19 protein-coding genes are annotated in these 23,656 nt (G+C 74.7%); 8 read left to right on the forward strand and 11 right to left on the reverse strand.

Annotated features, from left to right (window positions below; translation table 11 throughout):
• Positions 1–26: 26 nt before the first annotated feature.
• From IG86_RS0134795 to IG86_RS0134810, 4 genes are all read left to right on the forward strand, one after another.
• Positions 27–1,055, forward strand: a complete 1,029-nt coding sequence (locus tag IG86_RS0134795; RefSeq protein WP_030832251.1) for a saccharopine dehydrogenase NADP-binding domain-containing protein — start codon at positions 27–29, stop codon at positions 1,053–1,055.
• Between the two features lie 236 nt (positions 1,056–1,291).
• The gene (locus IG86_RS0134800) at positions 1,292–2,842 is read left to right on the forward strand and encodes an alpha/beta fold hydrolase (protein ID WP_385872591.1); all 1,551 of its coding nucleotides are present in this window, start codon (positions 1,292–1,294) and stop codon (positions 2,840–2,842) included.
• A 76-nt stretch (positions 2,843–2,918) separates the two neighbouring features.
• Positions 2,919–5,177 carry an MMPL family transporter gene (locus tag IG86_RS0134805; RefSeq protein WP_051785571.1) on the forward strand — a complete coding sequence of 753 codons (2,259 nt, stop codon included), beginning with the start codon at positions 2,919–2,921 and terminating at the stop codon, positions 5,175–5,177.
• A gap of 8 nt (positions 5,178–5,185) precedes the next feature.
• The gene (locus tag IG86_RS0134810; protein WP_051785572.1) at positions 5,186–5,932 is read left to right on the forward strand and encodes an LmeA family phospholipid-binding protein; all 747 of its coding nucleotides are present in this window, start codon (positions 5,186–5,188) and stop codon (positions 5,930–5,932) included.
• Between the two features lie 22 nt (positions 5,933–5,954).
• Here IG86_RS0134810 and IG86_RS0134815 read toward each other — a convergent pair whose 3' ends face one another.
• Positions 5,955–6,590 carry a TetR/AcrR family transcriptional regulator gene (locus IG86_RS0134815; protein ID WP_045936826.1) on the reverse strand — a complete coding sequence of 212 codons (636 nt, stop codon included), beginning with the start codon at positions 6,588–6,590 and terminating at the stop codon, positions 5,955–5,957.
• Between the two features lie 53 nt (positions 6,591–6,643).
• Positions 6,644–7,243 (reverse strand): sigma-70 family RNA polymerase sigma factor, encoded by a 600-nt coding sequence (locus tag IG86_RS0134820; RefSeq protein WP_030902252.1) that lies wholly within the window; start codon positions 7,241–7,243, stop codon positions 6,644–6,646.
• A gap of 117 nt (positions 7,244–7,360) precedes the next feature.
• On the opposite strand from IG86_RS0134820, the gene IG86_RS0134825 reads away from it, so the two are divergent.
• Positions 7,361–8,356: a MerR family transcriptional regulator gene (locus tag IG86_RS0134825; RefSeq protein WP_030902255.1), complete on the forward strand. Its 996-nt coding sequence runs from the start codon at positions 7,361–7,363 to the stop codon at positions 8,354–8,356.
• Here IG86_RS0134825 and IG86_RS0134830 read toward each other — a convergent pair.
• From IG86_RS0134830 to IG86_RS0134840, 3 genes are all read right to left on the reverse strand, one after another.
• On the reverse strand, positions 8,347–9,723 hold the full coding sequence (locus tag IG86_RS0134830) for a cryptochrome/photolyase family protein (RefSeq protein ID WP_030902257.1): 1,377 nt from the start codon (positions 9,721–9,723) through the stop codon (positions 8,347–8,349). The two genes, IG86_RS0134825 and IG86_RS0134830, sit on opposite strands and share 10 nt — an antisense overlap.
• Entirely contained in the window at positions 9,720–11,270 is a 1,551-nt protein-coding gene (locus IG86_RS0134835) for an SDR family oxidoreductase (protein ID WP_051785573.1), read from the reverse strand. The genes IG86_RS0134830 and IG86_RS0134835 overlap by 4 nt, the downstream gene beginning before the upstream one ends.
• A gap of 106 nt (positions 11,271–11,376) precedes the next feature.
• Positions 11,377–12,375: a GlxA family transcriptional regulator gene (locus IG86_RS0134840; protein WP_030902261.1), complete on the reverse strand. Its 999-nt coding sequence runs from the start codon at positions 12,373–12,375 to the stop codon at positions 11,377–11,379.
• A 215-nt stretch (positions 12,376–12,590) separates the two neighbouring features.
• Here IG86_RS0134840 and IG86_RS0134845 point away from each other — a divergent pair, with 215 nt between their 5' ends.
• On the forward strand, positions 12,591–13,184 hold the full coding sequence (locus IG86_RS0134845) for a cysteine hydrolase family protein (protein WP_030832282.1): 594 nt from the start codon (positions 12,591–12,593) through the stop codon (positions 13,182–13,184).
• A 25-nt stretch (positions 13,185–13,209) separates the two neighbouring features.
• Here IG86_RS0134845 and IG86_RS0134850 read toward each other — a convergent pair whose 3' ends face one another.
• On the reverse strand, positions 13,210–19,062 hold the full coding sequence (locus IG86_RS0134850) for a WD40 domain-containing protein (protein WP_030902263.1): 5,853 nt from the start codon (positions 19,060–19,062) through the stop codon (positions 13,210–13,212).
• Between the two features lie 100 nt (positions 19,063–19,162).
• Between IG86_RS0134850 and IG86_RS0134855 the strand changes: the two genes are divergently transcribed.
• On the forward strand, positions 19,163–20,353 hold the full coding sequence (locus IG86_RS0134855) for an SLC13 family permease (RefSeq protein WP_030902265.1): 1,191 nt from the start codon (positions 19,163–19,165) through the stop codon (positions 20,351–20,353).
• 16 nt (positions 20,354–20,369) lie between these two features.
• Here the strand turns inward: IG86_RS0134855 and IG86_RS0134860 are convergent, their stop codons facing one another.
• The 4 genes from IG86_RS0134860 to IG86_RS0134875 form a co-directional block, all read right to left on the reverse strand.
• Entirely contained in the window at positions 20,370–21,191 is an 822-nt protein-coding gene (locus IG86_RS0134860; protein ID WP_030832291.1) for an inositol monophosphatase family protein, read from the reverse strand.
• Positions 21,172–21,795, reverse strand: coding sequence for a hypothetical protein (locus IG86_RS0134865; protein WP_030832294.1), 624 nt, complete (start codon positions 21,793–21,795; stop codon positions 21,172–21,174). Before IG86_RS0134865 ends, IG86_RS0134860 begins: the two co-directional genes overlap by 20 nt.
• 18 nt (positions 21,796–21,813) lie before the next feature.
• Positions 21,814–22,758 carry a hypothetical protein gene (locus IG86_RS0134870; RefSeq protein ID WP_030832298.1) on the reverse strand — a complete coding sequence of 315 codons (945 nt, stop codon included), beginning with the start codon at positions 22,756–22,758 and terminating at the stop codon, positions 21,814–21,816.
• A gap of 119 nt (positions 22,759–22,877) precedes the next feature.
• Positions 22,878–23,282 carry a hypothetical protein gene (locus tag IG86_RS0134875; RefSeq protein ID WP_167751185.1) on the reverse strand — a complete coding sequence of 135 codons (405 nt, stop codon included), beginning with the start codon at positions 23,280–23,282 and terminating at the stop codon, positions 22,878–22,880.
• A gap of 4 nt (positions 23,283–23,286) precedes the next feature.
• Between IG86_RS0134875 and IG86_RS0134880 the strand changes: the two genes are divergently transcribed.
• A complete protein-coding gene (locus IG86_RS0134880) occupies positions 23,287–23,502 on the forward strand; it encodes a hypothetical protein (protein ID WP_157854965.1) in 216 nt (71 codons plus the stop codon).
• Between the two features lie 24 nt (positions 23,503–23,526).
• On the opposite strand, the gene IG86_RS41830 is transcribed toward IG86_RS0134880, so the two are convergent.
• On the reverse strand, positions 23,527–23,656 hold a 130-nt coding region (locus IG86_RS41830), incomplete at its 5' end, for a hypothetical protein (protein WP_157854966.1).

A 23,656-nucleotide genomic window follows, 5' to 3' on the forward strand; every position in this document is an offset into this window, starting at 1 on the left:
TCGGCACGTCGAGAGCAGGGGGAACCATGGGTACAGCGGCAGTGGTGGTCTACGGGGCGACCGGACACACCGGCCGGTTCGTCGTCGCCGAACTGCGACGGCGCGGATTCGCCGCCGTCGTCTCGGGCCGGGACGCGTCCCGGCTGGAGGCACTGGCCGCGGAGTGGGGGGACGTGGAGGTGCGCCCCGCGACCGTCGACGACGCCGGTTCGCTGGACCGGGCCCTGGCCGGCGCGGCGGCCGTGATCAACTGCGCCGGGCCGTTCGCGGTGACGGCGGGTCCGGTCGTCGAGGCGGCCCTGCGGGCGGGGATCCCGTACCTGGACGTCGCGGCGGAACTGGAGGCGAACGTCGCGACGTTCGCCGGCCACGAGCGGGCGGCCGCCGCGGCCGGCACGCCCGTGGTGCCCGCGATGGCGTTCTTCGGCGGGCTGGGCGACCTGCTGGTGACGGCGGCGATGGGCGAGTGGACCTCCGCGGAAATCGCTCACGTCGCCTACGGGTTGAGCAGCTGGCACCCGACGTCCGGCACCCGGGCGGCGGGCCGGGTGTCCCACGAGCGCCGCGCGGGGCGCCGCGTGCGCTTCGCGGACGGCGCGCTGCGGTACCACGACGACGCGGTGGTGGAGCAGGACTGGGCATTCCCGGAGCCGCTGGGCCGGCGGTCGGTGATCGCGGAGTTCACCATGGCCGACGCCGTCACCGTGCCCAGCCACCTGGCGGTGCCGGAGGTCCGTACGTACATGACCGTCGAAGCCGCGAGGGACCTGGCCGCCGAGGACACCCCGGCGCCTGAACCGGCCGACGACCTGGGGCGGTCGGACCAGACGTTCGTCGTGGACGTGGTGGTGGCTTCGGGAGGCGTCGAGCGCCGGGCAACGGCCCGCGGCCGGGACATCTACGCGGTCACCGCGCCCCTGGTGGTGGAGGCCCTCGAACGCGTGCTGTCCGGGCGCACGCGGACCACGGGGGTCGCGTCGGCCGGTGCGATGTTCGACGCGCCCGACTTCCTGCGGGCGCTGGAGCCTTACGTGTCGGTGCGGCTCCCGCACTGAACGGGCGGGCCGGGGGACAGCCGTACTCCGGTTCGGGGGACAGCCGTAGTGAGGGGACACCTCCCCCGCACCTAGCGTCCACGTGTATGACACACGTGACACACGGACAACACGGCGCGAAGTGCGAGCCCTTAGGGAGTGACCCCGCCGGGCAGGCGGGACGTTGCGGACACAGCCCAGGCCCGGGGCCGGGGCGGGGGCGGTGGTACGCGGTCGCACCGGCCCTGGCCGCGATCGTGGTGGCCGCCTGCGTCCCGGTGGCGTACGCGGCGCCGCCGCCCGCTCCGCCCGCTCCGGCCGCGCCGCCCGCCCCCGCACAGGGCGCCGGTGACGGGCTCGACCGCTACCACCGCCAGCGCCTCGACTGGGGCAGCTGCGTCAAGGGCCCGGACGACGCGGCGGGCCGCGACCTGGACCGGTCCGGCGCGAGCTGCGCCGACGTGACCGTCCCGCTGGACTACACGGACCCCCGCGGCCGCACGATCACCGTCGCGGTCTCCCGGCTCAAGGCCACCGACACCCGTCGGCGCATCGGCGCCGTCCTCATCAACTACGGCGGCCCCGGCGGCACCGCCGTCGAGTCCCCGCCGCACGTCCGCGAGGCGATGAAGGAGGTCGGCGCGCGCTACGACATCGTCGGCTTCGACCCGCGCTTCGTCGGCCGCAGCACCCCGCTGGACTGCGGCTGGCCGGTCGGCACGGCGTGGTTCTCGGCAGGCTCCGGCCGGGCCGGCTTCGAGCGCCAGGTCGCCCTCCAGAAGGACCTGGCCGGCAGGTGCCGCGCCGCCGGCGCATCGGTGCTGCCCCACATCAGCACCCGCAACACCGCCCGCGACATGGACGTCATCCGCGCCGCGCTCGGCGAACGCCGGATCTCCTACCTGGGCTACTCCTACGGCACCTATCTGGGCACGGTCTACACGCAGATGTTCCCCGGCCGCTACGACCGGGTCGTCCTCGACGGGGCCGTCGCCCCCGGCGACTACAAGGCCCGGCTGATGCAGGGCGCCGAGCCCGAGAACGAACGGGCGCTCGCGGACTGGGCCGACTGGGCCGCCGACCGCCACGACACCCACGGGCTGGGCCGCACCCGCGCCGAGGTCCTCGCCACCGTCGAGGGGATCGTCGCGGCGTCGGCACGGGGCCCGCTGACCGTCGGCGCCGCCCCCGACGTCTTCCGGCTCGACGACACCCAGGTCCCGCTGCTCCTCTTCATGGGGATCGCGGACGACACCGACAGGGCGCGGACCGCCCTCGCCGAGCAGGTGTCGGCGCTGGCGAAGGCGGCGCAGGGCCGGCCCGCGCCGCTGTCGCCGGACTTCGTCCAGCTGCTGCGGTACGTCCTGACCGGTGAGCAGGCGGCGACCGGCGGCGTCCAGGCGGCGATCATCTGCGGGGACGTCGGCGCTCCGCGCGATCCCGAGGTCTACTGGCGCGACATCGAGCGCAGCCGGGCCGCGCACCCGCTGTTCGGGCCGCTCACCAACAACGTCAACCCGTGCGCCTTCTGGGACCGGCCGCGCGAGGAGCGCACCCGGGTCCGCCGGGACGCCGCCGTGCTGATCGTCGCGGCCACCGGGGACCCCCGCACCACGTACCGCAGCAGCGTCGGGCTCCACGGGCTGCTGCCGAGTTCGAGGCTGATCACCCTGGAGGACGCCAACCGGCACGGGCTGTACGGCGAGTACGGCAACGCCTGTGTCGACGACGGGGTCAACGCCTATCTGGCCACCGGGAAGCTGCCGGAGGAGGACCGGACCTGCGGCGCCGCTTCCTCGTCCGATTGACATTCTTGCACTCGAAGTGCAAGCGTAAAACTGCACGGTGAGTGCAATATGTTGTCATCGGATCATGGAGGCCGGGATGTTCCTGACGCTGGGGCGCTGGTGCGCCCGTCGGCCGAGACGGGTGATCGGGGCCTGGCTGTTGCTGCTCCTCGTGCTCGGAGGCGCCGTCATGGCGTACGGCCGTGTGACCAGCGAGGCGGTGACCATCCCGGGCAGTGACAGCCAGGCCGCGCTCGACACGGCGGCGGCGGCCTTCCCCGGCCCGGCCTCCGGCAACCAGCCCCTCGTCCTGCGCACCGGACCCGGCGGCCCGGTCCTGACCGGCGAAGGCACCCGGGAGGCCGTCGAGCGCAGCGCCCGGGCCATCGCCGAGGTGCCGCACGTCGTGAGCGTCACCTCGCCCTACGAACGCGCCGGCGCCGCCGCGATGAGCCGCGACGGGCACACCGCCTACCTCACCGTGGGCCTCGACGTCACCGGCCGGGACATCACCCCCGAACTGTCGCAGCGGATCACCGACGCGGCCGGACCGGCCGAAGCCGCCGGGATCCAGGTCACCCCGGGCGGCGACCTGGCGGCCGCCGTGGACCGGCCGGACACCGGACACAGCGAGCTCATCGGCCTCGCGGCCGCCGCCGTGATCCTCTTCGTCGGCTTCCGGAAGGCGGCCGCGGCCGGGCTGCCCCTGGTCATCGGGGTCACCGGGCTGGTCGCGTCGCTGGCCGCCATCGGCCTGGCCGGGCACCTCGTGGACATGCCGTCCTCCGGCACCACCATCGCCGCGATGATCGGCCTCGGCGTGGGCATCGACTACACGCTGTTCTGCCTCACCCGGTTCCGGGAGTTCCGCGGCCGGGGCGTGCCGGCCGCCGAGGCCGCCGCCCTGGCCACGGCCACCGCCGGGAAGGCCTCCGCCTTCGCCGGTTGCGCCGTGATCGCGGCGCTGGCCGGGCTCGCGCTGGGCGGGCTGCCGCTGCTGCGGGCCCTGGCGCTGGCGCCCGCGGTCGCGGTGCTCGTCGCCGTGGCCGCGACCCTCACGCTGCTGCCCGCCCTGCTGAGCCTGCTGGCCCGGTTCCTCGGCGCCGCCCGGGAAGAGGGCGCCACCGCACCGGACGGGACGGACGCGCCCGCCCCCGCCGGCCGCGGCTGGCAGCGGATCGCCGAACGCGTCACGGCCCGGCCCTGGCGCCACCTGCTCGCCGGCCTCGCCCTGCTCCTGCTGCTCGCCGCTCCCGCCACCCAGCTGTCCTTCGGGCAGCTCGACGCCGGCGACAAGCCCGCCGGCTCGGCCAGCCGCACCGCCTACGAACAGCTCTCGGACGCGTTCGGGCCCGGCGTCAACGGCCCCCTCCAGGTGACCGACACGCTGGCCGCGCCCGCCGCCGGCCCGCAGGACGCCCGCGTGGCCAAGGTGTCGACCGCCCTGGCCGCCACCCCCGGCGTGGCATCAGTGAGTCCGCCGCAGCTCACCTCCGACGGCCGCACCGTCCGCTGGCAGGTCACGCCCGCCACCGGCCCCGGCGACCCGGCGACCGCCCGGCTGGTCGACACCCTGCGCGGCGACACCCTGCCCGCTGCCACCGCCGACGGGGCGGGGACGGCACACGTCGGCGGGGCCGCGGCCGCCGTCACCGACCTCAACGACCGCCTCGCGCACCGGCTGCCCGCCGTGATCGGGACCGTGGTGCTCGTGGCCGGACTGCTGCTCCTGGCGGCCTTCCGCTCGCCGCTCCTCGCGCTCAAGGCCGCCGTGCTGAACCTGCTGTCGGTGGCCGCCGCGTACGGGGTGCTGACCGCGGTGTTCCAGTGGGGCTGGGGCGCGGAACTGATCGGCCTGGAAGGCCCGGTGCCCGTGCCCGGCTACGTACCGCTGCTGATGTTCGCCGTCCTCTTCGGGCTCTCCATGGACTACGAGGTGTTCCTCCTGACCTCGGTGCGCGAGAAGTGGCTGGCGAGCGGCGACAGCCGGCAGGCGGTGGTCGCGGGCCTCGCCTCGACGGGCCGGATCATCACCTCCGCCGCACTGATCATGGTGAGCGTCTTCCTCGCGTACCTGCTCTCGGACGACCCCGTGGTGAAGATGTTCGGCACCGGGCTCGCGGCGGCCGTCGCCCTCGACGTCACCGTCGTACGCGGGCTGCTGGTCCCCACCACCATGGCGCTGCTCGGGGACCGCGGCTGGTGGCTGCCCCGCCGTCTCGACCGGATCCTGCCGGAGCTCGACATCGAGGGCAGCGCCCACACCCTGCCGGCCGAACGGCCCGGTACCGTCGCCGCTCCCGCGGCCGGCGGACCCGGCGATTCCACCGCCACCAGTCCCCTTCCCACCCGGTGAGGTTCCGTATGCTCCCCCGCACCACCGCACGGCCCGGCGACACCGCGGGCCGCCGCCCGGCCCGGCCCGCCGCCCGGCCGCCCCGGTCCGGACGCCGCCGCGTCCTGCTCGCGGCCGGACTGGCCGGCGTACTGCTGCTCGCGCTGCCCGTCACCGACTCGGTCGCCCGCGGCCTGGCCGAGGGGCGGCTCGCGGACCGGATCAGCGAGCGTCAGACCAACCTCGCGGGACGCCCTGACGTGTCCATCGAGGGGCTGCCGTTCCTCCTCCAGGCCGCCCGCGACACCTACCCCGAGGTACGGGTGCGGGCCGACGCGACGACCGACCGCGGCAGCCGGGTCAAGGCCGACGTCACCCTCGACAACGTCACCCGCGAGGGCGACGGCTTCAAGGCGGACTCGGCATCGGCCCGCTTCACCGCCCCGTACTCCTCCCTGGGCGACGGACCGGACGGCGACACCCGGATCTCCGACGCCGGCAACGGCCAGCTCCTCATCCGCCGCAGCGTGCTGGGCGCGCCCGTGGTCCTGACGGCGGGCGTCGAACTCCACGACGGCGTCGTCTCGCTGCGCCCGACGGCCGCCTCGATGGCCGGCCGGACCCTGGACCCGGCCAGCCCGCTCATCGCGCAGGCGCTCGCCCGGCAGACCCGGACCCTGCCCGAGCTGCCCCTGGGCCTGCGGCCCGCGGGCGTGTCGGTGGGCGCGGACGGTGTGACGGTGACCGCGCGGGCCGAGGACGTCCGCCAGGTCTGAGGGCTTGTCGAGGGCCCGCCGCTCATCCGCGCGGGTGATCGCCCGCCGCCAGCAGGTTCAGCACGGTGGCCTCCATCGCCGCGCGCGCCTGCTGCGGGCTCTTCCCGCCGGAGCGCCAGTGGTGCCACGCCCCCCAGGTGGTGACCGCGTCCAGACCGTCGAGGAGTTCGGCCGCCCGGTTCTCGTCCAGGCGGCCGAGCTCCTCCGCGAAGATCTCCGCGACCTTGCGCCGCGCGTCCGCGAACGCCTCGTCCGTGACCTGCTGGATGCGCGGCGACGGGTGGTCGATCCGCATCAGCGTCAGCCGCGCCGGGGTGATCCACTCCAGGATCCGCGCCCGCTGTTCGGCCAGTGCCTCCACCCGGACCCGGCGGGGCCCGGTCACGGGCAACGGCCTGATCTGCTCGGCCAGTTGCTCCAGCCGCCGGGTGATCGCGAGGTCCACCAGCTCGGACATGTCGGCGAAGTGGTGGAAGACCAGCCGGCGCGAGACACCCGCGCGTTCGGCGACCCGCTCGGCCGGGAACTCCACGACGCCCTCGTCCAGCAGGTCGAGCAACGCGTCCACGATCTTGTCCCGGGTGCGGCGGCCGCGCTCGGTCCGCCCGTCCACCCGTACCGGCGCCGGGCCGGGCACCCGGTCGTCCGTCTCCGCCACCGCTGCTCCCTCCGCCGTACGCCTCGCCCGTATTTTCGCACCCTCGGCAGAACCTAGGGGCACCCCGCCGGGGCCGCGGCGGTGAAGCGGTGGCGCATCCGGTGCAGGCCCCGCCGGGTGTGGCTCTTCACGGTGCCGAGCGGCATCCCGGTGCGCTCGGCGATCTGGGTCTGGGTGAGGTCCCCGAAGAAGGCCATGGCCAGCACCTCCCGCTGCGGGCCGGGCAGTTTCGCCAGCTCCCCGGTGATCAGCAGCCTGTCCAGGACGGCTTCGGGGCCGACCGCGGGCTCGTCCGGCGGGGGCAGGGCGGCGCCGGCCGCGGTGACCAGGGCGAGCCTCCGGGTGCGGTCCGCGAGCGCGTCGGCGATCTTCCGCCGGGTGATGCCGACGAGCCAGCCGGGGAAGGCGCCGCGCTCCGGCCGGTAGCCGGCCCGGCCGCGCCAGGCGGCCAGGAAGACCTGCTGGCTGACGTCCTCGGCCTCCCGGGGATCGCCGAGGCTACGGGCCGCCAGGGCCTGGACGAGGCCGCCCCAGCGACGGTACGCGACGGTCAGGCACTGCTCGTCGCCCCGTACGAAGCCCTCGGCGACCTCGTGGTCGAGGAGTCCGTCCCCGGTCACGGGGGACGGCTGGACGGCGGCGCTCAGGGTCATGGCGGCTGCTCCTCGGACGGGCGCGCCCCGTGGAGTGCGGGGGCCGGGCCCCTCCAGATTCCGGCCCGTGCGCGCTTCGGCACCACTCGCATCGGTTGTGCGTCGCATCATGGACTCATGACGGAGTCTGCACACGGCTTGACCACGGGGGCGGTGGCCCGCCGGCTGGGGGTCGCCCCGACGACGCTGCGTTCCTGGGACCGGCGCTACGGAATCGGACCGGCCGCCCGCGAGGACGGCCGCCACCGGCGGTGGACCCCCGAGGACGTCGCCGTCCTGCACGAGATGTGTCGGCTGACCTCGTCGGGGATCCCGCCCGCGGAGGCCGCGCGGGCCGCCCTCGCCGGTCCGGCGCCCGCCCCGCCCGCTCCGCCCGCCCCGCCCGCCGATGGGGAACCGCTCCCCCGGCCGGCCCGCGGGCCCGGTTCGGGCAACGGCCTGCCCCTGGGCGCCGTACGGCAGGAGTGCCGCGGGCTCGGGCGGGCCGCGGTGCGCCTCGACGCCTGGGCCGTGGACGACATGCTGGCCTCCGTGGTCGCCGAGTACGGCCTGGTCGCCGCCTGGGAGGAGGTGATGGCGCCGACCCTGCACGCCGTGGGCCGCAAGTGGGAGACCTCGGGCGACCGGTACGTCGAGGTCGAGCACCTGCTGTCCTGGCACGTGTCGAGCGCACTGCGCCGCGCCGCCGGGCCCCCGCCGTCCGGGGCGAGGGCGGGCGTACCCCCGGTGCTGCTCGCCTGCGTGCCGGGCGAGCAGCACACCCTGGCGCTGGAGGCGCTGGCCGCGGGGCTGGCCGAACTGGGCCTGCCCACGCTCATGTTCGGGCCGGCCGTGCCGCCCGAGGCGCTCGACCAGGCGGTACGCCGGACCGGTCCCGCCGCGGTCGTGCTGTGGTCCCAGGCCCGGTCGACCGCGAACCCTCCGCTGGCCCGGCACGTCGCCGACACCGTGTGGGGCGTCCGGGGCGCCCGCGCCCGGCCCGCCGTGCTGCCGGCGGGCCCGGGCTGGGCCGGTCAGCCCCTCGCCCCGGGCACGCTGCGGCCCGGCGGACTGCGGGACGCCCTGGCCCTGTTGCGCGGGCTGTGCGACACGGCGGCCGCGGGTCAGTCCTGACCGCGGGCCCTGCGGAAGCGGGCCAGCCCGTCAGGGAGTTCGATCAGCGGATCGGGATAGCCGTCGTACCGGGCCCGTTCGGGGGCGTCCAGCTTCCACGGCTCGTGGATCCGGGGGCCCCGCAGCCCGGCGAGTTCGGGCACCCACCGGCGTACGTACGCGCCCTCCGGGTCGTACCGCTTGCCCTGGATCACCGGGTTGAGGACCCGGTTGGGGCGGCTGTCGGTGCCGGTACCGGCCATCCACTGCCAGTTGAGCTGGTTGTTGGCGACGTCCCCGTCGACCAGCAGGTCCAGGAAGTGTCGGGCTCCGGCGCGCCAGTCGATGTAGAGCGTCTTGGTCAGGAAGGAGGCGGTGAGCAGCCGGCCCCGGCCGGGCATCCAGCCCTCGTGGGCGAGTTGCCGCATGGCCGCGTCCACGACGGGATAGCCGGTACGGCCGTCCTGCCAGGCCCGCAGGTCGGCCTCCGCGTGCCGGCCGCGCCGCCACCGGTCGGCCCGGCTGCGGTAGTCGGCGTCGGCGACGGCGGGACGGGCGGCGAGGAGCTGGTGGTGGAAGTCGCGCCAGCAGAGCTGCCGTACGAAGGCCTCGGCGCCCGCTCCGCCCCGGTCGCGGGCGCGGTGCACGGCCTCGGCGGCCGACAGCGCGCCGAAGTGGAAGTACGGGGAGAGGCGGGAGGTGGTGTCCGCGGCGAGGTCGTCGTGTCCCTCCTCGTAGGCGTCGGCGTGCCGGTCGAGCCAGTACGCGAGCCGCTTGCGGCCCTCTTCCTCGCCCCCGGTCGCCAGGCCCGCCGAGACGGCTCCGGCGGCCGGCCGGGCGGGGAGGGCCTCGGAGCGGATGCCGGGCGGCACCCGGACCGCGCGCGGGGCCGCGAGCGGCGGGCGCAGCCGCTCTGCCGACCAGCGTCTGAAGTACGGGGTGAACACGGCGAAGTGATCGGATCCGTTCGGTGTCACGGCGCCGGCCGGCAGGGCCGTGACGACCGCGTCGTGGACGTACAGGCGACGGCCGTCGGCCTCCAGGGCGCGGCGCAGCCGCTGCTCGCGCCGCAGGGCGAAGCCACTGCACCCGGCGGCCATGTGCACCTCGTCGGCGTCGGCCTCCCGTACGACGGCGCACACTTCCTCGACCGGGTCGCCCGAGCGGACGACGAGCCGGCCGCCCCGCCGGCGCAGCCCCTGGTCGAGGTCGGCGAGGCAGTCCGCGAGGAACGCGAGGCGGTTCGGCGGCGCGAAACCGGCCTGGTCCACCGCCGGGTCGCGGACGAAGAGCGGGACGGTCTCGTTGCCCGGGCCCAGCGCGGCACGCAGCGGCGGATGGTCGTGGATCCGTAGGTCCGAGGTGAACAGGACGACCGAGGCGCTCATGGCTTCGCTCCTGGGGTGGGGCCGCCGGCTGCCGCTTCCGCCGTGCGCGCGATGTTGCGGGCCATGCCGCCGAAGACGAGGGCGTGGAAGGGCGAGACGCTCCACCAGTAGGCGTGTCCGGCCAGGCCCCGGGGGTGGAAGAGGGCCCGCTGCCGGTACCGGGTGCGGCCCTCGTCGTCGAGCTCGGCGTACATCTCCAGCCAGGCGAGGCCGGGGAGCCGCATCTCGGCGCGGAGTCTGAGCAGCCGCCCGCGTTCGATCTCCTCGACCCGCCAGAAGTCCAGGGAGTCACCGATGCGCAGGAGTGTGGCGTCGCGCCGGCCCCGGCGCAGTCCGACGCCCCCGATGAGGCGGTCGAGCCAGCCGCGGACGGCCCAGGCGACCGGGAAGGAGTACCATCCGTTCTCGCCGCCGATGCCCTCCACGACCCGCCACAGCGCCTGGGGCGGGGCGTCGACGGTGCGCTCGCGGACGTCGGTGTAGAGGCTGCCGCCGGCCCAGTCGGGGTCGGTGGGCAGCGGGTCGCTGGGCGTGCCGGGCACGGAGGCCGAGGACCAGCGGGTGTCGACCTGCGCGTCGCGGACCTTCTGCAGGGCGAGCGAGAGCGCCCTGTCGAAGGAGATCGGGGTGCCGGGCGGATCGGGCACCCAGTCGGCGATGTCGTGCTCGTCGCAGACGACCTCGTACTTGAGGGATTCCGCGAGCGGGCGGGCGATGGACCGGGGCACGGGGGTGACCAGGCCGACCCAGTGGCTGGACAGGCGCGGTGTGAGGACCGGCACGGGCAGGATCAGCCGCCGGGGCAGCCCGTCGATCTCGGCGTAGCGGCGCATCATGTCGAGGTAGGTGACGACTTCCGGGCCGCCGATGTCGAAGGCGCGACTGACGTCGGCGGGCATCGTGGCGCTGCCGACCAGGTAGCGCAGCACGTCGCGGACGGCGATGGGCTGGATGCGGGTGCGCACCCAGCTGGGCGTGACCATCACGGGCAGCCGCTCGGTGAGGTAGCGGAGCATCTCGAAGGACGCCGAGCCGGAGCCGATGATGACGGCGGCGCGGAGCACGGTGGTGGGCACCCCGGAGTCGAGGAGGATGCGGCCGACCTCGGCGCGGGAGCGCAGGTGGGGCGAGAGGTCGCGGTCGGGGACCCCGCGCGGGATGAGCCCGCCGAGGTAGACGATGCGGCGTACGCCCGCGGCGCGGGCCTGGTCGGCGAAGGTGCGCGCGGCCCTGCGGTCGGTCTCCTCGAAGCCGCGCCCGCTGCCCAGGGCGTGCACGAGGTAGTAGGCGACGTCGACGCCCTGCAGGGCCGCGGCGAGCGAGCCGGCGTCGGTGACGTCGCCGCGGACGATCTCGGCCTGCCCCGCCCAGGGGTGGTCGCGCAGTTTCTCGGGGGTGCGGGCGAGGCACCGGACGCGGTGACCCGCCTTGAGCAGCTCGGGGACGAGCCGGCCGCCGATGTAGCCGGTGGCGCCGGTGACCAGGCACAGCGAACCAGGCGGCAGCCGGCCGGGGGGCTGGGCCGGGTGGCCTTGCGTGTCGGTCATGGAGGTGCTCCGTTCCGCCGTCGACCGGGGTGGTTCTGGTTCCCTGATCTCTTCCACGATCGCGGGCAGGACGGATGCACGGGTGGCCCGTATGGGTGTGCGCTCTTCAGCGGACCGGGGAGCGGAAGCGGTTCCGGTATTCGGTGGGGGTCGTGTCGAGGGTGCGTCGGAAGGCCCGGATGAGGGTGTCGGTGGTGTTGAAGCCGCAGGCGGACGCGATGCGGTCGAGGGTGGCGTCGGTGGATTCGAGCTGGTTGCGCGCCACCTCGACGCGGGCCGATTCGATGTAGGCGGCCGGGGTCGTGCCCAGTTCCGTCTTGAAGATGCGGGTGAGCTGCCGTTCGCTGACGTGGGCGTACTCGGCGAGGTCGGCGACGCAGAGCCGTCCGGTGATGTTGCGCGTGACGTAGTGGCGGAGGTCCTCCGTGCGCCGTGTGGCGGACAGGGGTTCCAGGGGGACGCTGAACTGGCTCTGTCCGCTCGGCCGCTTGAGGTACATCACGAGCTGCCGGGCGACGCGCAGGGCGACGCTCTCGCCGAAGTCGTCGGCGACGAGGGCGAGGGACAGGTCGAGGCAGGCGCTGATGCCCGCGCCGGTCCACACGTCGCGGTCGCGGATGAAGATCGGGTCGGCGTCGACCTCGACCGCGGGGTGGTCGGCGGCGAGCTGCTGCGCGGTCGACCAGTGGGTGGTGGCGCGCCGGCCGTCGAGGAGTCCGGCCTCGGCGAGGATGTGGGCCCCGACGCAGACGGACGCGACCCGCCGGGTCCGGCCGGCGAGTGCCTTCACCCGGTCGACGACGGCGGGGTCGGCGACGGCGCGTGCCCGGCCGCTGTCGTCGATCTCGACCGAGCCCGGGACCAGCAGGGTGTCGATACCCCTGCCGGACAGCTCCAGCTCCGTGAAGGTCGTGTCGGGCAGGATCCGGACCCCGGCGGAGGTGGTGACGGGGTCCGCGGTCTCGGCCGCCAGGACGACGTCGTAGCCCTCGGCGTCGCCCACTTCGCGGCGCAGGAGGGCGAAGACCTCCGGCGGGCCGGTGACGTCGAGCAGGTCCACGCCGTCGAAGAGGAGGACGACCACGAACCGTGCGGCGCTGCTCACGGGTTCTCCGTTCGGTGGGCCGGGAGGCGGCAGACCCTCGCGGGCATGTCTGTTTCTGCAAGTCGGATGACATTGCAGACACTACCGGGGGCTCATAGCGTTCATTGCACGGCCGGCGCACGATGCGGCCGGAACCGTCCGACACCATGCCCGAGGGGGGCACCTCCATGACCACGTCCGTGACCACGCCCGTGACCACGCCCGTGACCACGCCCGTGACCACGACCACCCTGCGCGAGCTCAACGGCCTCGACCAGACCCCGGCTTCGCTGGCGGAGGCGACGCTGATCCTGGTCGACTACCAGAACACCTACACCCGCGGTGTGCTGGAGCTGACGGGGTGGGAGGCCGCCCTCGACGCCGCGGCCGACCTGCTGGCCCGCGCCCGGGCCGCCGGCACGAAGATCGTCCACGTGCAGCACGACGGCGGCGCGGGCACCCCCTACGACGTCCGTGAGGACATCGGCCGGATCCATCCCCGGGTGGCTCCGCTCGACGGCGAGAGCGTCGTCGTCAAGACGGCCGCCCCCAACGCGTTCGTCGGCACCGACCTGGGCGAGCTCCTCGACGCCGCGGGCAACGAGCACGTCATCGTCGTCGGGTTCATGACCCACATGTGCGTGACCTTCACCGCGGAGGGCGCCTTCCTGCGCGGCAACCGGCCCACCGTGGTCGCCGACGCCTGCGCGACCCGGCCGCTGCGGTCGGCGGTCGCCGGGCTGCCGGCCGAGCAGGTCCACCACGGTGCCCTCGCCACCATCGCCGACCTCTACGGGGTGGTCGTGCCGACCGCCTCGGACCTCGGCTGAGTCGCGGGGCGGCCGGTCCGGCGCGTCAGAGTTCCTCGCCGAGCGGCAGCCGGTGGATGCCCGGCAGGTATTCGTCGAGCTCCCCCGGCGTGAACCGGGACATGCCCACCACGTGCCAGAACTCGCCGGCCACGTCGCCCTCGTACTTGTAGCCGCCGGCCGGTGTCAGCGCCGCCCATCCGTCCGCCATGCCCATCAGCGTCGCGCGCAGCGACGGCGGTTCCCCGTCCGCCGGGATGTTCCAGAGCCGTACGGTGCCGTCCTCGGCGCCGCTGGCCAGGGTGGTGCCGTCCGGGGAGAAGGCGAGGGAGAGCACCCGGCCGGTGTGGCCGACGAGGTCGGTGACCCGCTCGCCCGTGTCGGCGTCCCACAGGGCGACCGCCCGGTCGTCGCCCGCCGCGGCCAGCAGCGGACGGCGCGGGTGGGCGGCCACGGCCCAAAGCCGTCCGCCGCGGCCCCGCAGACGCAGGCGCGCCTCGCCGTCGCGCCAGACGACGGCGGTGCCGTCCCAGCTCGCGCTCGCCAGCCAGGCGCTGTCCTGGCCGTAGGCGACGCCGTACACCCGGTCCGCGTGGCCGGCGCCGCCGCCGAGCTCCTCCACCAGGCGGCCGCTCCTGGCCTCCCACACCCGTACGACGCTGTCGTCGCAGCCGGTGGCCAGCAGGTCGCCGTCCGAGCGGAAGGCGATGGAGCGGACCCGGCCGCGGTGTCCGGTCAGGTTCGACACGGGTGAACCGGTCGGGCGGAACCAGACGTGGACGGAGTCGTCGTCGTTGGCGGTGGCGAGCAGGGTGCCGTCGGCGTTGAAGGCCTCCGCCCACACGTGCTCGGTCTCGGCGTCGAGTTCGCGCAGGTAGTGGCCGCCCACCGGGTCCCACAGGTACATGTCCCCGTCGTTGCTGGCCGTGGCCAGGAGGGGTTCGACGGGGCTGAACGCCGCCGAGACCAGCCGGTCGCCGCGGCCGAGCAGCTCCTCCGTGCGCCGCCCGGTGCGCGTGTCCCAGAGCCGTACGACGCCGTCGTTGCCGGCGGTCGCCAGCTGGGAGCCGTCCGCGCTGAAGGCGACGCCGCTGATCCTGCGGCCGTGTCCGCGCAGGATGCGCTTGCCCTGGCCGGTGGCGGAGTCCCAGATCCGTGCGCCGCCGTCGTTGCCGACGGTGAGCAGCTGGCTGTCGCCGGGGCGGAACGCGCACGCCCAGGCGGTGCCGCGGTGGGGGGCGGGCTGCTGTGCGTGGAGGGCGATGGTGTGGCCGTGCGGGCCCCCGGTGACCGTCCACAGCCGGACGGCGCCGTTGCTGTCGCAGGCGGCGAGGAGGTTGCCGTCGTCGCCGAACAGCACCTGGTAGACGGCGCCGGTGCCGCGTTCGAGGACACCGGCGGGGGTGCCGACGACCGGGTCCCAGAGCCGGACCTGGCCGTCGGTGCAGCCACTGGCGAGGAGGTTGCCCGCGGGGTGGAAGTCGAGGACGTACACGCGGCCGGTGTGTCCGGTGAACTCGTGCAGAAGCCTGGCGTCGGACGTCCGCCAGATCCGCACCGTGCCGCCCCGGCCGCCCGCGCCCCGGTCCGCGGTGGCGAAGAGGGTGCCGTCGGGGCTGAACCGGGCGCGGTAGACGGCCCCTTGGTGTCCGTCGATCTCCCGGACGCACGTCCCGGTGTCCAGGTCCCAGAGCCGTACCCTCGCGGACGCGTCGCCGGTGAGCAGCATGCCGTCCCGGCTGTGGACGGCGGTGTAGACGGGCGCGGTGTGGCCGGGCAGCCGGTGGGCGGGCCGGCCGGTGGCCACGTCCCAGACGGTGACCAGGCCTTCGCTGTCGCCGGTGGCGAGGAGCGTGCCGGCCTCGTCGAAGGAGACGGGCCACACCCCGTCGGGATGGATCTCCAGGGTGTGGCGGCAGGCGCCGGTGACCGGGTCCCAGAGGCGTACGGTGCCGTCGGATCCGCCGGTGGCGATGACGTCCGGGCGGAACTTCACCGCGTAGACGCGTCCTTCGTGCCCCTGGAGGGTGCGCACCGCCAGGCCGTCGTCGGCGCCGCAGACGAGGATGGAGCCGTCCTCGCTGCCGACGGCAAGGAGTTCACCGTCGGCGCTGTAGGCGATCGGTTCGGGCAGGCGGCTGGTGCGCATGCCGAAGCCGTACGGGACCCCGACCGCGGACGGCCGGAACCCGGCGTCCACCGGCATCCCGGGGGCGATCGCGGCGGTCCCCAGTTCCGGGGCCGCCCGCACCGCGTCGTCCATGGCGACGTCGATGAGCGCGGCCCGGTGCCAGCGGCTGCCGGTCAGCTCGGCGCCCCGCAGGTCGGCCCGGGTCAGACGGGCCCGGCTGAGGTTCGCGCCGCTCAGGTCGGCCCCGCTCAGGTCGGCCCGGTCGAGGCGGGCGCCGGTCAGCCGGGTGCCCCGCAGCAGGGCTCCGGAGAGGTTGGCGCCGATCAGGCGGGTGTCCGTCAGATCGGCGTCGGAGAGGTCGACGCCGCAGAAGTCGCGGTGCGAGAGGTCCTCGCCGGCCAGTCTGGCGCCGCGCAGGTCCGCGTTGGCCGGCACCCGCAGCCGGTCGCTGATGCGGACGGCGTTCGCGCGGGCGGCGTCGCTGACCCCGCGGCCGGGTGAGTCGAGGACCTCGCGCACCCACCGGGCGCACAGTTCGTGGTCGGCGAGGTCGCAGAAGAACTCGACGGCGAGCTGGCTGAGCGGGCGTGCGACGAGCAGGGTGTGGCGGCCGCGGTCGAGCTGGCGGGCGGCTTCGCGCGCCACGAGCCATTCGACGACGGAGCCGTGGATGAACTGGAAGACGCCGTCGGAGCTGCGGACCAGCAGGCTGCCCGCGCCGACCGCCTGGGCCCGTTCGGACGGGGTGAGCGGGGACTCGGTGAGTTCGCTGAGGGTGGCGGCGACGGTCTCGGTGAGTTCGTCCAGGCGCAGGGCGCTGCGGCCGCTCTCCCACAGCCGCCAGGCCAGCGCGGTCACCGCCGCCCACAGTTCACCGGCGGTGAGCCCGGGCGGGGCGCCGGGCCCGCCCTGGCCGCGGGTCTCCTCGTAGGCGAGCCAGGAGGTGAACACGTCCTCGTACAGCCGTGCCGGGCTGAGGGCGCGGCCCGCTCCGGCGACGGCGCGCAGCTGGTCCTGGCTGAGGTCGGCGACGAAGGAGAGCAGCCGCGGGTTGCGGCAGAGCATCAGCAGGTCGGGGATGTTGCGCAGGAGCTGGTAGCGCTGGTCGGCGGCGTGTTCGTCGCCGTAGCCGCGGACGAGGTAGGAGCGGATCTGCGCCGGGGTGAAGCCCTCGACGGACAGGACGCGGCGCTGCGGCAGGAGCCCTACGCGCTCGCCGAGCGCGGTGAGGACCTGGGCGTGCGACTTGAAGTGCTGGGTGCGGCTGCTGACGACGATCTTGGCGTTGTCGACGGCGGCGTCGAGGAGGACCTGGAGGTGGTCGGCGGCGCGGTCGTAGCTGACCCGGTGGACCAGTTCGTCGAAGCCGTCGAAGAGCAGGACGACGCGGCCCTGGGCGAGCATGTAGCGCAGGGCCCGCAGGTCGATGGTGTCGACGCCGTGGCCGGCGAGGTGGGCGGCGACGAGCCCTTCGAGGCTGTGCGCCCGGTCGAGCGTGTTGAGCGGGATCAGCAGCGGTGTCAGGTGCGGGAGCTGTTCGGGGATGCGGCGGGCCAGCTCGCGCAGGGCGAAGGTCTTGCCGTGTCCGAAGTCGCCGAGGAGCAGGACGAAGCGGCCGTGGTCGGACTCCAGGAGTTCCAGGAGCTCCTCGACGAGGCCGTCGCGTTCCTGCCCGTCGGGGCGGTCCGCGTCGCGGTAGCGCTGGGGCAGGTACAGGCCCGGGGCGTACTGCTCGCTGCCGGCCAGCCGGGCCGTCTGCGCGGTGACGTAGCCGCGCAGGTCGAGCAGACCCTGGAACTCGATGAAGCTGCGCACCCTGACGCGTACGCCGTGGCCGGCCGCCCGGTGGCGCAGCCCGCCGGGCGGCGCGTCGCCCCCGTAGACGATGACGGCCTCGGAACCGGAGTCGGTGGCGTGCACCTGGCCGACGAACCGGTCGAGCTCCTCCTCGGTGGGCGTGCCGGGGTGGACGGCGATGCGCTGCTGCTGGACGACGTCGTCCTCCTGCTCCTGCCAGGTGGCCATGATCTGGACCATGTCGGCCGGCTCGCGGCGCGGTACGTCGCGCAGCCGCACGCCCGCCCTGCGCACCCGGCAGATCTCCTTGACGCGTTCGGCGAGCGCGGCGGCGGGGTCGTCGAGGGGGGCCCGGCCCTGGGCGTGCTCGACGTTGATCACGGGGGGCAGTTCGGGGACGGGGAAGACGCGGCGGGTGTGGCGCCATTCACCGGGGAACCGCTCGGCTTCGGACGTGATGCGGTCGTCCCAGCGGGTGACGGCTTCGGCGGTGACCTGCAGCAGCTGGAAGCGGGCGGGGGCGGCGGAGCCGAAGAGCGGCAGCCCGCCTGCGGGTCCGGTGAGCCGGCTGTGGCCGGGGGCGGCGGACAGGGTGCGCGGGCCGCCGGTCGGGCCGTGCAGCAGCAGGTGCAGCCGTGGGGCGGCGAGCCGGGCGAGGGTGTCGGCGTCCCGCAGTCCGCCGGGGCCGCCGACCGCGTCGCCGGGGCGGCGGCCGTCGGTGAGCGGGTGGCGCAGCGCGCCGATGCGCAGCCAGCCCTCTTCCTCGTAGCGGCGCATGGCTTCGGCGAACCAGGCGGCCTGGTCGCGGCCGATGAAGCCGTACTGCTCCTCGGGGCGGTGGCTGTAGGCGATGGAGGAGTTGAATCCGGCGACGACGGTGCTCAGTTCGGGCACCGGGAAGAGGGTCCAGGGCTGGTCGCTGTCGAAGACGGTGTCCAGCCCCTGGTAGAGGCCGCGGAACAGCCGGGTGTAGTGGCGCCATTTGGGCCAGTACGGCGGCTGCGGTGCCACTTCGTCGGCCTCGCAGGTGTGGAAGTACGCCTGGGAGGCGGCCTGGTTCACGTCCTGCGCGCCCGGTACGACCATCACCCGCTGGGGCGGCAGGTCGAGCTGGGACCGCAGGGTGGTGAGGAAGCTGAGGGCCTGGTCGCACTCGCGGGGGCTGCCGGAGGCGGTGAGGTCGCCGGTGACCACCATGAGGTCGGGGGACGGTGCTCCCGCGTCCCGGAGCATGATGAGGTCGCCGCGGATCTGGCGGCTGAGCGAGTCGGGTTCGCGGCCCCGCCCGAAATCGGGGCCGGCCAGGTGCAGGACGGTCACGGCGTCGTGGCCGTTGCCGGCGGTGCCGGCCGGGGCGGCCTGCGGGTAGAGGGGTGCCCGGGCGGGACGGCGGCGGCCCGCCCAGCCGGGGCCGGCGAGCGCGCTCGGCCGCAGCCGGCCCGGGTGGGCCTGCTCGGGGAGGCGGACACCGCCCGAGCCGCCGCCCGTGGCGCTGCCGGGGTAGCCGGGGCGGCGGCCGGGGCGGGCGTGCCCGTCGACGGCCTGTCCGACCCGGGTGAGCAGCAGGGAGCGGGCGGTGTCGGTGTCGGCGACGCCCACCAGGTCGACGTAGGTGATCGTGGCGAGGAGCCCCTCGATCGGCATCTCGTCGACCCGGACGGTCAGGAGGCGTCGTTCGGGTGACTCGGGGGAGGCCCGGAGCGCTGCCTGCCACTCCATGCGACCGTAGGTGGACCGTTCGTAGTGGCGCGACAGGACGGCGATCACCGCGACGGACTCGCTGACGCCGCGGTCCATGAAGTCGATGAAGTTGGTTCCCGGTACGAAGTCCCAGGCCTGCACGACCGTGCGGTAGCCGGCTTCCTCCAGGGTCCAGGCGATCCATGCGGCCCACTGCTCGTCCGCCGGCGAGTAGCTGATGAAGAAGTCGAACTCCCGTACCGGCACCCCGAATTGCCCGTCCGTCGTCATGGGACCATGGTAGGGCGGGAGCCCGTGCCCGCGCGGGCGTGTCCGGATCCCGCCGGGACCGCCTGCCGGCCCGGCGCGGGTCTGTGCGACGCTGTTCGCCGTGTCTCTCCTCAGGCGTCTGCATCCCCTCGACTGGCTGGCCGGCGGGCTGCTCGCACTCGGTGTGCTCTGCGTCGTCACCGGTCTGCTGCCGCGCGCGCCCGCCGGGGACGTCATGGAACGCATCGGGCCGCTGGTGGTCTTCCTGGCCACCGTCATCGTCCTCGCCGAGCTGACCGGCAGGGCGGAGGTCTTCGACGTGGTCGCCACCTGGGTGGCGCGGGTGGGCCGCGGCAACTACGCGCTGCTCTTCTGTCTCTGCGTCGCCTTCGCCTCCGTCACGACGATCACCTTGAACCTGGACACGACGGCGGTCCTGCTGACACCGGTGATGCTGGCGCTGGCGGCCCGGGTGGGCATCGCGCCCGTACCGCTGGCGATGACCACGGTGTGGCTGGCCAACACGGCGAGCCTGCTGCTCCCCGTGTCGAACCTGACGAACCTGCTCGCCGCGGACCGGGTGGCGCTGGCCCCGTCGGAGATGGCCGCCACCATGTGGGCGCCTCAGCTGGCCGCCGTGGCCGTGACGATGGCCTGCCTGTGGGGCTTCTACTGGCGCCCGGGACGGCGCGGCGCGGTCAGCTACGCGCCCCCGGCGCCGCCGCGCCCCAAGGACCGGGTGCTGTTCCGGGTGTCGGCGCTGGCGTGCGGCGGCTTCCTGGTGGCGCTGCTCCTGGCCGACGTACCGCTGTGGTCCGCGTCGATGGCGGCCGCGCTGGTCGTGGTGGTGGCCTTCGCGGTCCGCGACCGCGGGGCGCTGCGCCTGTCCCTGGTCCCGTGGCGGCTGCTCGTGCTGGTCCCGGGCATGTTCCTGGTCGTGGAGGCCGTCAACGCGCACGGGCTGCACGACCTGCTGGCCGCGGCGATGGGCTCGGACAACGGCTTCGTCGGGATGCTGCGGTCGGCCTCGGTCGGTGCGGGCTTCTCCAACGTGCTCAACAACCTGCCGGCGTACATGGCGGGCGAGGCGGCCGTCCCCGAGGCCAACCACCACCAGCTGCTGGCGCTGCTCGTCGGGGTCAACGTCGGCCCGGTCGTCACGCCGTGGGCCTCGCTGGCGACCCTGCTGTGGTTCGAGCGGTGCCGCTGGCACGGCACCCGCATCGAGCTGCGCCGCTTCCTCGGTACGGGGCTGGTCCTCTCGGTGGCCGGCACCGTGTCGGCGACGCTGGCGCTGGCCGCCACGAGCTGAGCCGGCGCGCCGGCCCTCAGGCGACGGCGCCCACCTCCCGCAGCAGGTACGACAGGGTCTCGCCGCGCGCCGCGACGAAGCTGCGCCCGGAGTCGTCCCCGGCGAAGCCGGGCGTGAAAGGCGCCCCGGACAGCGTGCGCAGCTCCACCCCCGCCTCGGCCGCGAGGAGCGCCCCGGTCGGCAGGTCCACGCCCTCGGCGCGATAGCCGACGAAGGCGTCGATGGTGCCGCGCGCCAGCAGGCTCCAGCCGAGCAGCGGCGCCCACAGCTGGAGGACCCGTCTGCAGTGCAGCTCCAGGGCACCGCGCAGGGCCACCGCCGTCACGTCACCGCGCCGCACGGCGTATCCCTGGGTCCAGGCGACGACGGGGCCGGGGCGCGGCAGGCCGGGGGCGGGCCCGGGCAGCGCCCCGGCGGAGCCGTGCGCCCCGTGGCCCCTGACCGCGTGCCAGGTCAGTCCGGTGACCGGTTCGTGCACCACGCCCAGCACCGGGGCGCCGCCCAGGCACAGCCCGATGCCGACCGCGTAGGCGGGAAGTCCGATCGCGACGTTGTTGCTGCCGTCCAGCGGGTCGACCAGCCAGGTGCGTTCGCCCGGGGCGTCCAGGAGGCCGGCCTCCTCCGACAGGATCCGGTCGTCGGGGAAGTGCCGCCGGATCCGGCCGAGGACGAGTTCCTCCGCGGCGAGGTCGAGGTCCACCTGCACGTCCCCGGACTCGTCCTTCGTGCGCAGGCAGTACGCCGCCCCGAAGCGCCTGCGCAGCAGGCCGCCCGCCTCCTGCGCCGCGGCGACGGCGACCCGCCTCTCGCGGTCGAAATCAGGCCCGCTGCTGGGCATCGATCCTCCTGAGGACGGTGTGGACGCTGCGCACGGTCTGCGCCTTGTCGCACAGCCGGCGGGTCGTGCGGCGCGGCCGGCCGTCGAGCGGCCCGAGGGACAGGTCGCGCCGGCCGGGGACCGACAGCCCGTGCACGAGGGTGGCCGCCGGCTCCGGGCCCTCCAGGGCGGTGGCGTGGAACTCCCCCGCGGGCAGGGTGTAGGTCTCCCCGCCGGAGCTGATGTGGGCGGGACCGGGCTCGCTGCGCACCAGCAGGGGGGTGGGGCGGATCTCGTCGACGCCGTCGCTGCGGCTGTGCACCTCGAACACCCGGTGGGTGGCGCCGTCCTCGCCGTCCCGCACCACCCGGGTGCGCACCGGCACGTTCGCGACGCGGCCGTACAGCACGCGGCTGCGCAGCTCCCAGCTGTGGGCGTGCAGGGGGGAGGCGTCCGGCTCGGCGCGGTTGTCGGCCTCGAAGAGGTGTACGCAGATCCCGCGCAGGCCCTCTCTCAGCAGCGGCAGGCACAGGAACCCGAGTGGATGGCGGACGGCACGCAACTCACGGTCCCCGGAGGCGATCTCCTCCAGGGAGACAAGGGTCCTTTGGAGCTCGTAGTCCATGGCACGCGCCGGAGCGCCTCACCTCCTGTAGGGGTCCTCCGCGTGCAGGGCCTTCTCGATGATCTTGCCGATGTCGCTGTCGGTGAAGACGCGCGGCAGCGGGAGCCTCAGGTCGTCGAACAGCGTCCGTACTTCGTCGACGGTGGGTTCCTGGCCGAGGGGCGACGCGACGCGCAGATCGAGCACGGTGGCCTGCTCGCGGCTCTGGTGCAACTCGGTGACGTAGTAGTCGTAGAGCGGCTGCCCGCGCTCCACCAGCAGGTTCACCCGGGACTGGTCGTCCTGGGTGATCACGAGGCAGGTCTCGGAGAGGTCGAAGCGCAGGGTGGGCACGGCGGACGAGAGGTGCACGCTGATTTCGAGGGTCGTCAGCTGGCGCTGGTACCAGCAGGCGGCGAGGACGGTCGCGTACGACTCCCGGCGGACCCGGTCGGTGGTCCACACCTCGTCGCCCCGGCGCTGCCCGCCGAACATCTGCCGGAACCGGGCGTAGGCGGCGCAGGCGCGCTCGTCGGCCGGATTGACGATGTCGATCTTCACGTTGAGCTGGGAGCGCTGCTCCTTGGCCGCGGCCACGCACAGCGGCAGCGTGACCGCCCTCAGGTAGGTGCCCGTCCCGCCCTTGAAGTACCAGAGGTTGGTGTGCTGCCTGGCCTTGCGCAGCGCCTCGCCGACCTCGTTGCCGGAGAGCGAGCGGACCATCGCGAGGTCCTCCAGGGCCCGGCGGGTCCCGCTCAGCGCCTCGTGGATGCTGGCGGGCCGGCGCACCCGCTCCACGATCGAGCCGGTCGCCAGGAGACCGAGGACGACGAGGGTGGCGCCGGAGGAGACGTCGTCGCTGACGACGTCTCCGAAGATGTCCAGGAAGCCCACTCCCATCGCGACGCAGAGTGCGACCACCACGTCGGCGTTGCGCAGCATCCAGGCCACGAAGCGCTCCAGCCGCCCCACCTGCGCCGCCATGAACGCACCCCCTCCCCCGCCCCTGATCCGATGGTAGGGATCCTCAGGCGGCGCCACCAGAGCGACTTCGCGTCGTCGGGCGGCGCCCGCGCGCACGCCGGTCCACGCCTTCCGCGGTGTCAGGCCGTCACGGCTGCTTCCCGGCGGTCCGCCGGGAGTTCGAAGGTCTCGGCCAGCAGCTCGTAGGAGCGCCGGCGGTCGGCCGGGTCGGCCGTCAGCGTGTTGACGATCAGCTCGTCCACCCCGTGTGCCGCGGCGAGCGCCGTCAGTACGGCGTACACCCGCTCGGGCGCCCCGGAGACGAGGGCCGTGCGGTGGACCCTGGCCCGCTCCGGCTCCGCCCCCGCCGCGCGTCCGCGGCAGCCGCAGCGGCCGCACATCCGCTCGGCGTTGGTCCGGGTACCGGACCCGGCCGCCCGGGGCGCGCACCAGACGTACCGGCTGTTCGGCGAACCGTTCGCGGCTCCGGTTGCGGGGCCGGCGCCGGGGCCCGGGGCGCGGGCGGGCGGGGCGGTGTGGCTCACCGACATGAGCCGCCACCGAATGGGCGACCTGCTGCGCCTGGTACGGCGGTCGGGCCGGGCAGCCGCCAGGCTCGGCGTCCTGGCCGACGACTTCGGCCTCCTGGACTTCGAGGGACGCTCCTTCCCCGGCTGGCACCACCACATGACCTTGATGTCCGCCGCGTACGCCTACACGGGGCTGCCCGCCCTGCGGGAGCGCTGGGACCGCTGGGCCGGATAGTGGGACCCGGCTGCGCCGGTGGCGTCAGGCGCGGATGAGGTTCAGGGCTTCGTCCCGGACACGGGCCAGGGTGTCCGCGTCACGGGCCTCGACGTTCAGACGCAGCAGCGGCTCGGTGTTCGACGCACGCACGTTGAACCACCAGTCCTCACCC

Origin of the sequence: Streptomyces virginiae, from assembly GCF_000720455.1 — a bacterium.
In the GTDB taxonomy this organism is placed as follows: domain Bacteria; phylum Actinomycetota; class Actinomycetes; order Streptomycetales; family Streptomycetaceae; genus Streptomyces; species Streptomyces virginiae.

What these genes read in the sequence shown, in the direction of transcription:
- IG86_RS0134795 (WP_030832251.1), top strand. Translation starts at nt 27, where the DNA reads ATGGGTACAGCGGCAGTGGTGGTCTACGGGGCGACCGGACACACCGGC.
- IG86_RS0134805 (WP_051785571.1), top strand. Translation starts at nt 2,919, where the DNA reads ATGTTCCTGACGCTGGGGCGCTGGTGCGCCCGTCGGCCGAGACGGGTG.
- IG86_RS0134810 (WP_051785572.1), top strand. Translation starts at nt 5,186, where the DNA reads ATGCTCCCCCGCACCACCGCACGGCCCGGCGACACCGCGGGCCGCCGC.
- IG86_RS0134820 (WP_030902252.1), bottom strand. Translation starts at nt 7,243, where the DNA reads ATGACCCTGAGCGCCGCCGTCCAGCCGTCCCCCGTGACCGGGGACGGA.
- IG86_RS0134825 (WP_030902255.1), top strand. Translation starts at nt 7,361, where the DNA reads ATGACGGAGTCTGCACACGGCTTGACCACGGGGGCGGTGGCCCGCCGG.
- IG86_RS0134830 (WP_030902257.1), bottom strand. Translation starts at nt 9,723, where the DNA reads ATGAGCGCCTCGGTCGTCCTGTTCACCTCGGACCTACGGATCCACGAC.
- IG86_RS0134835 (WP_051785573.1), bottom strand. Translation starts at nt 11,270, where the DNA reads ATGACCGACACGCAAGGCCACCCGGCCCAGCCCCCCGGCCGGCTGCCG.
- IG86_RS0134850 (WP_030902263.1), bottom strand. Translation starts at nt 19,062, where the DNA reads ATGACGACGGACGGGCAATTCGGGGTGCCGGTACGGGAGTTCGACTTC.
- IG86_RS0134860 (WP_030832291.1), bottom strand. Translation starts at nt 21,191, where the DNA reads ATGCCCAGCAGCGGGCCTGATTTCGACCGCGAGAGGCGGGTCGCCGTC.
- IG86_RS0134865 (WP_030832294.1), bottom strand. Translation starts at nt 21,795, where the DNA reads ATGGACTACGAGCTCCAAAGGACCCTTGTCTCCCTGGAGGAGATCGCC.
- IG86_RS0134870 (WP_030832298.1), bottom strand. Translation starts at nt 22,758, where the DNA reads ATGGCGGCGCAGGTGGGGCGGCTGGAGCGCTTCGTGGCCTGGATGCTG.
- IG86_RS0134880 (WP_157854965.1), top strand. Translation starts at nt 23,287, where the DNA reads ATGAGCCGCCACCGAATGGGCGACCTGCTGCGCCTGGTACGGCGGTCG.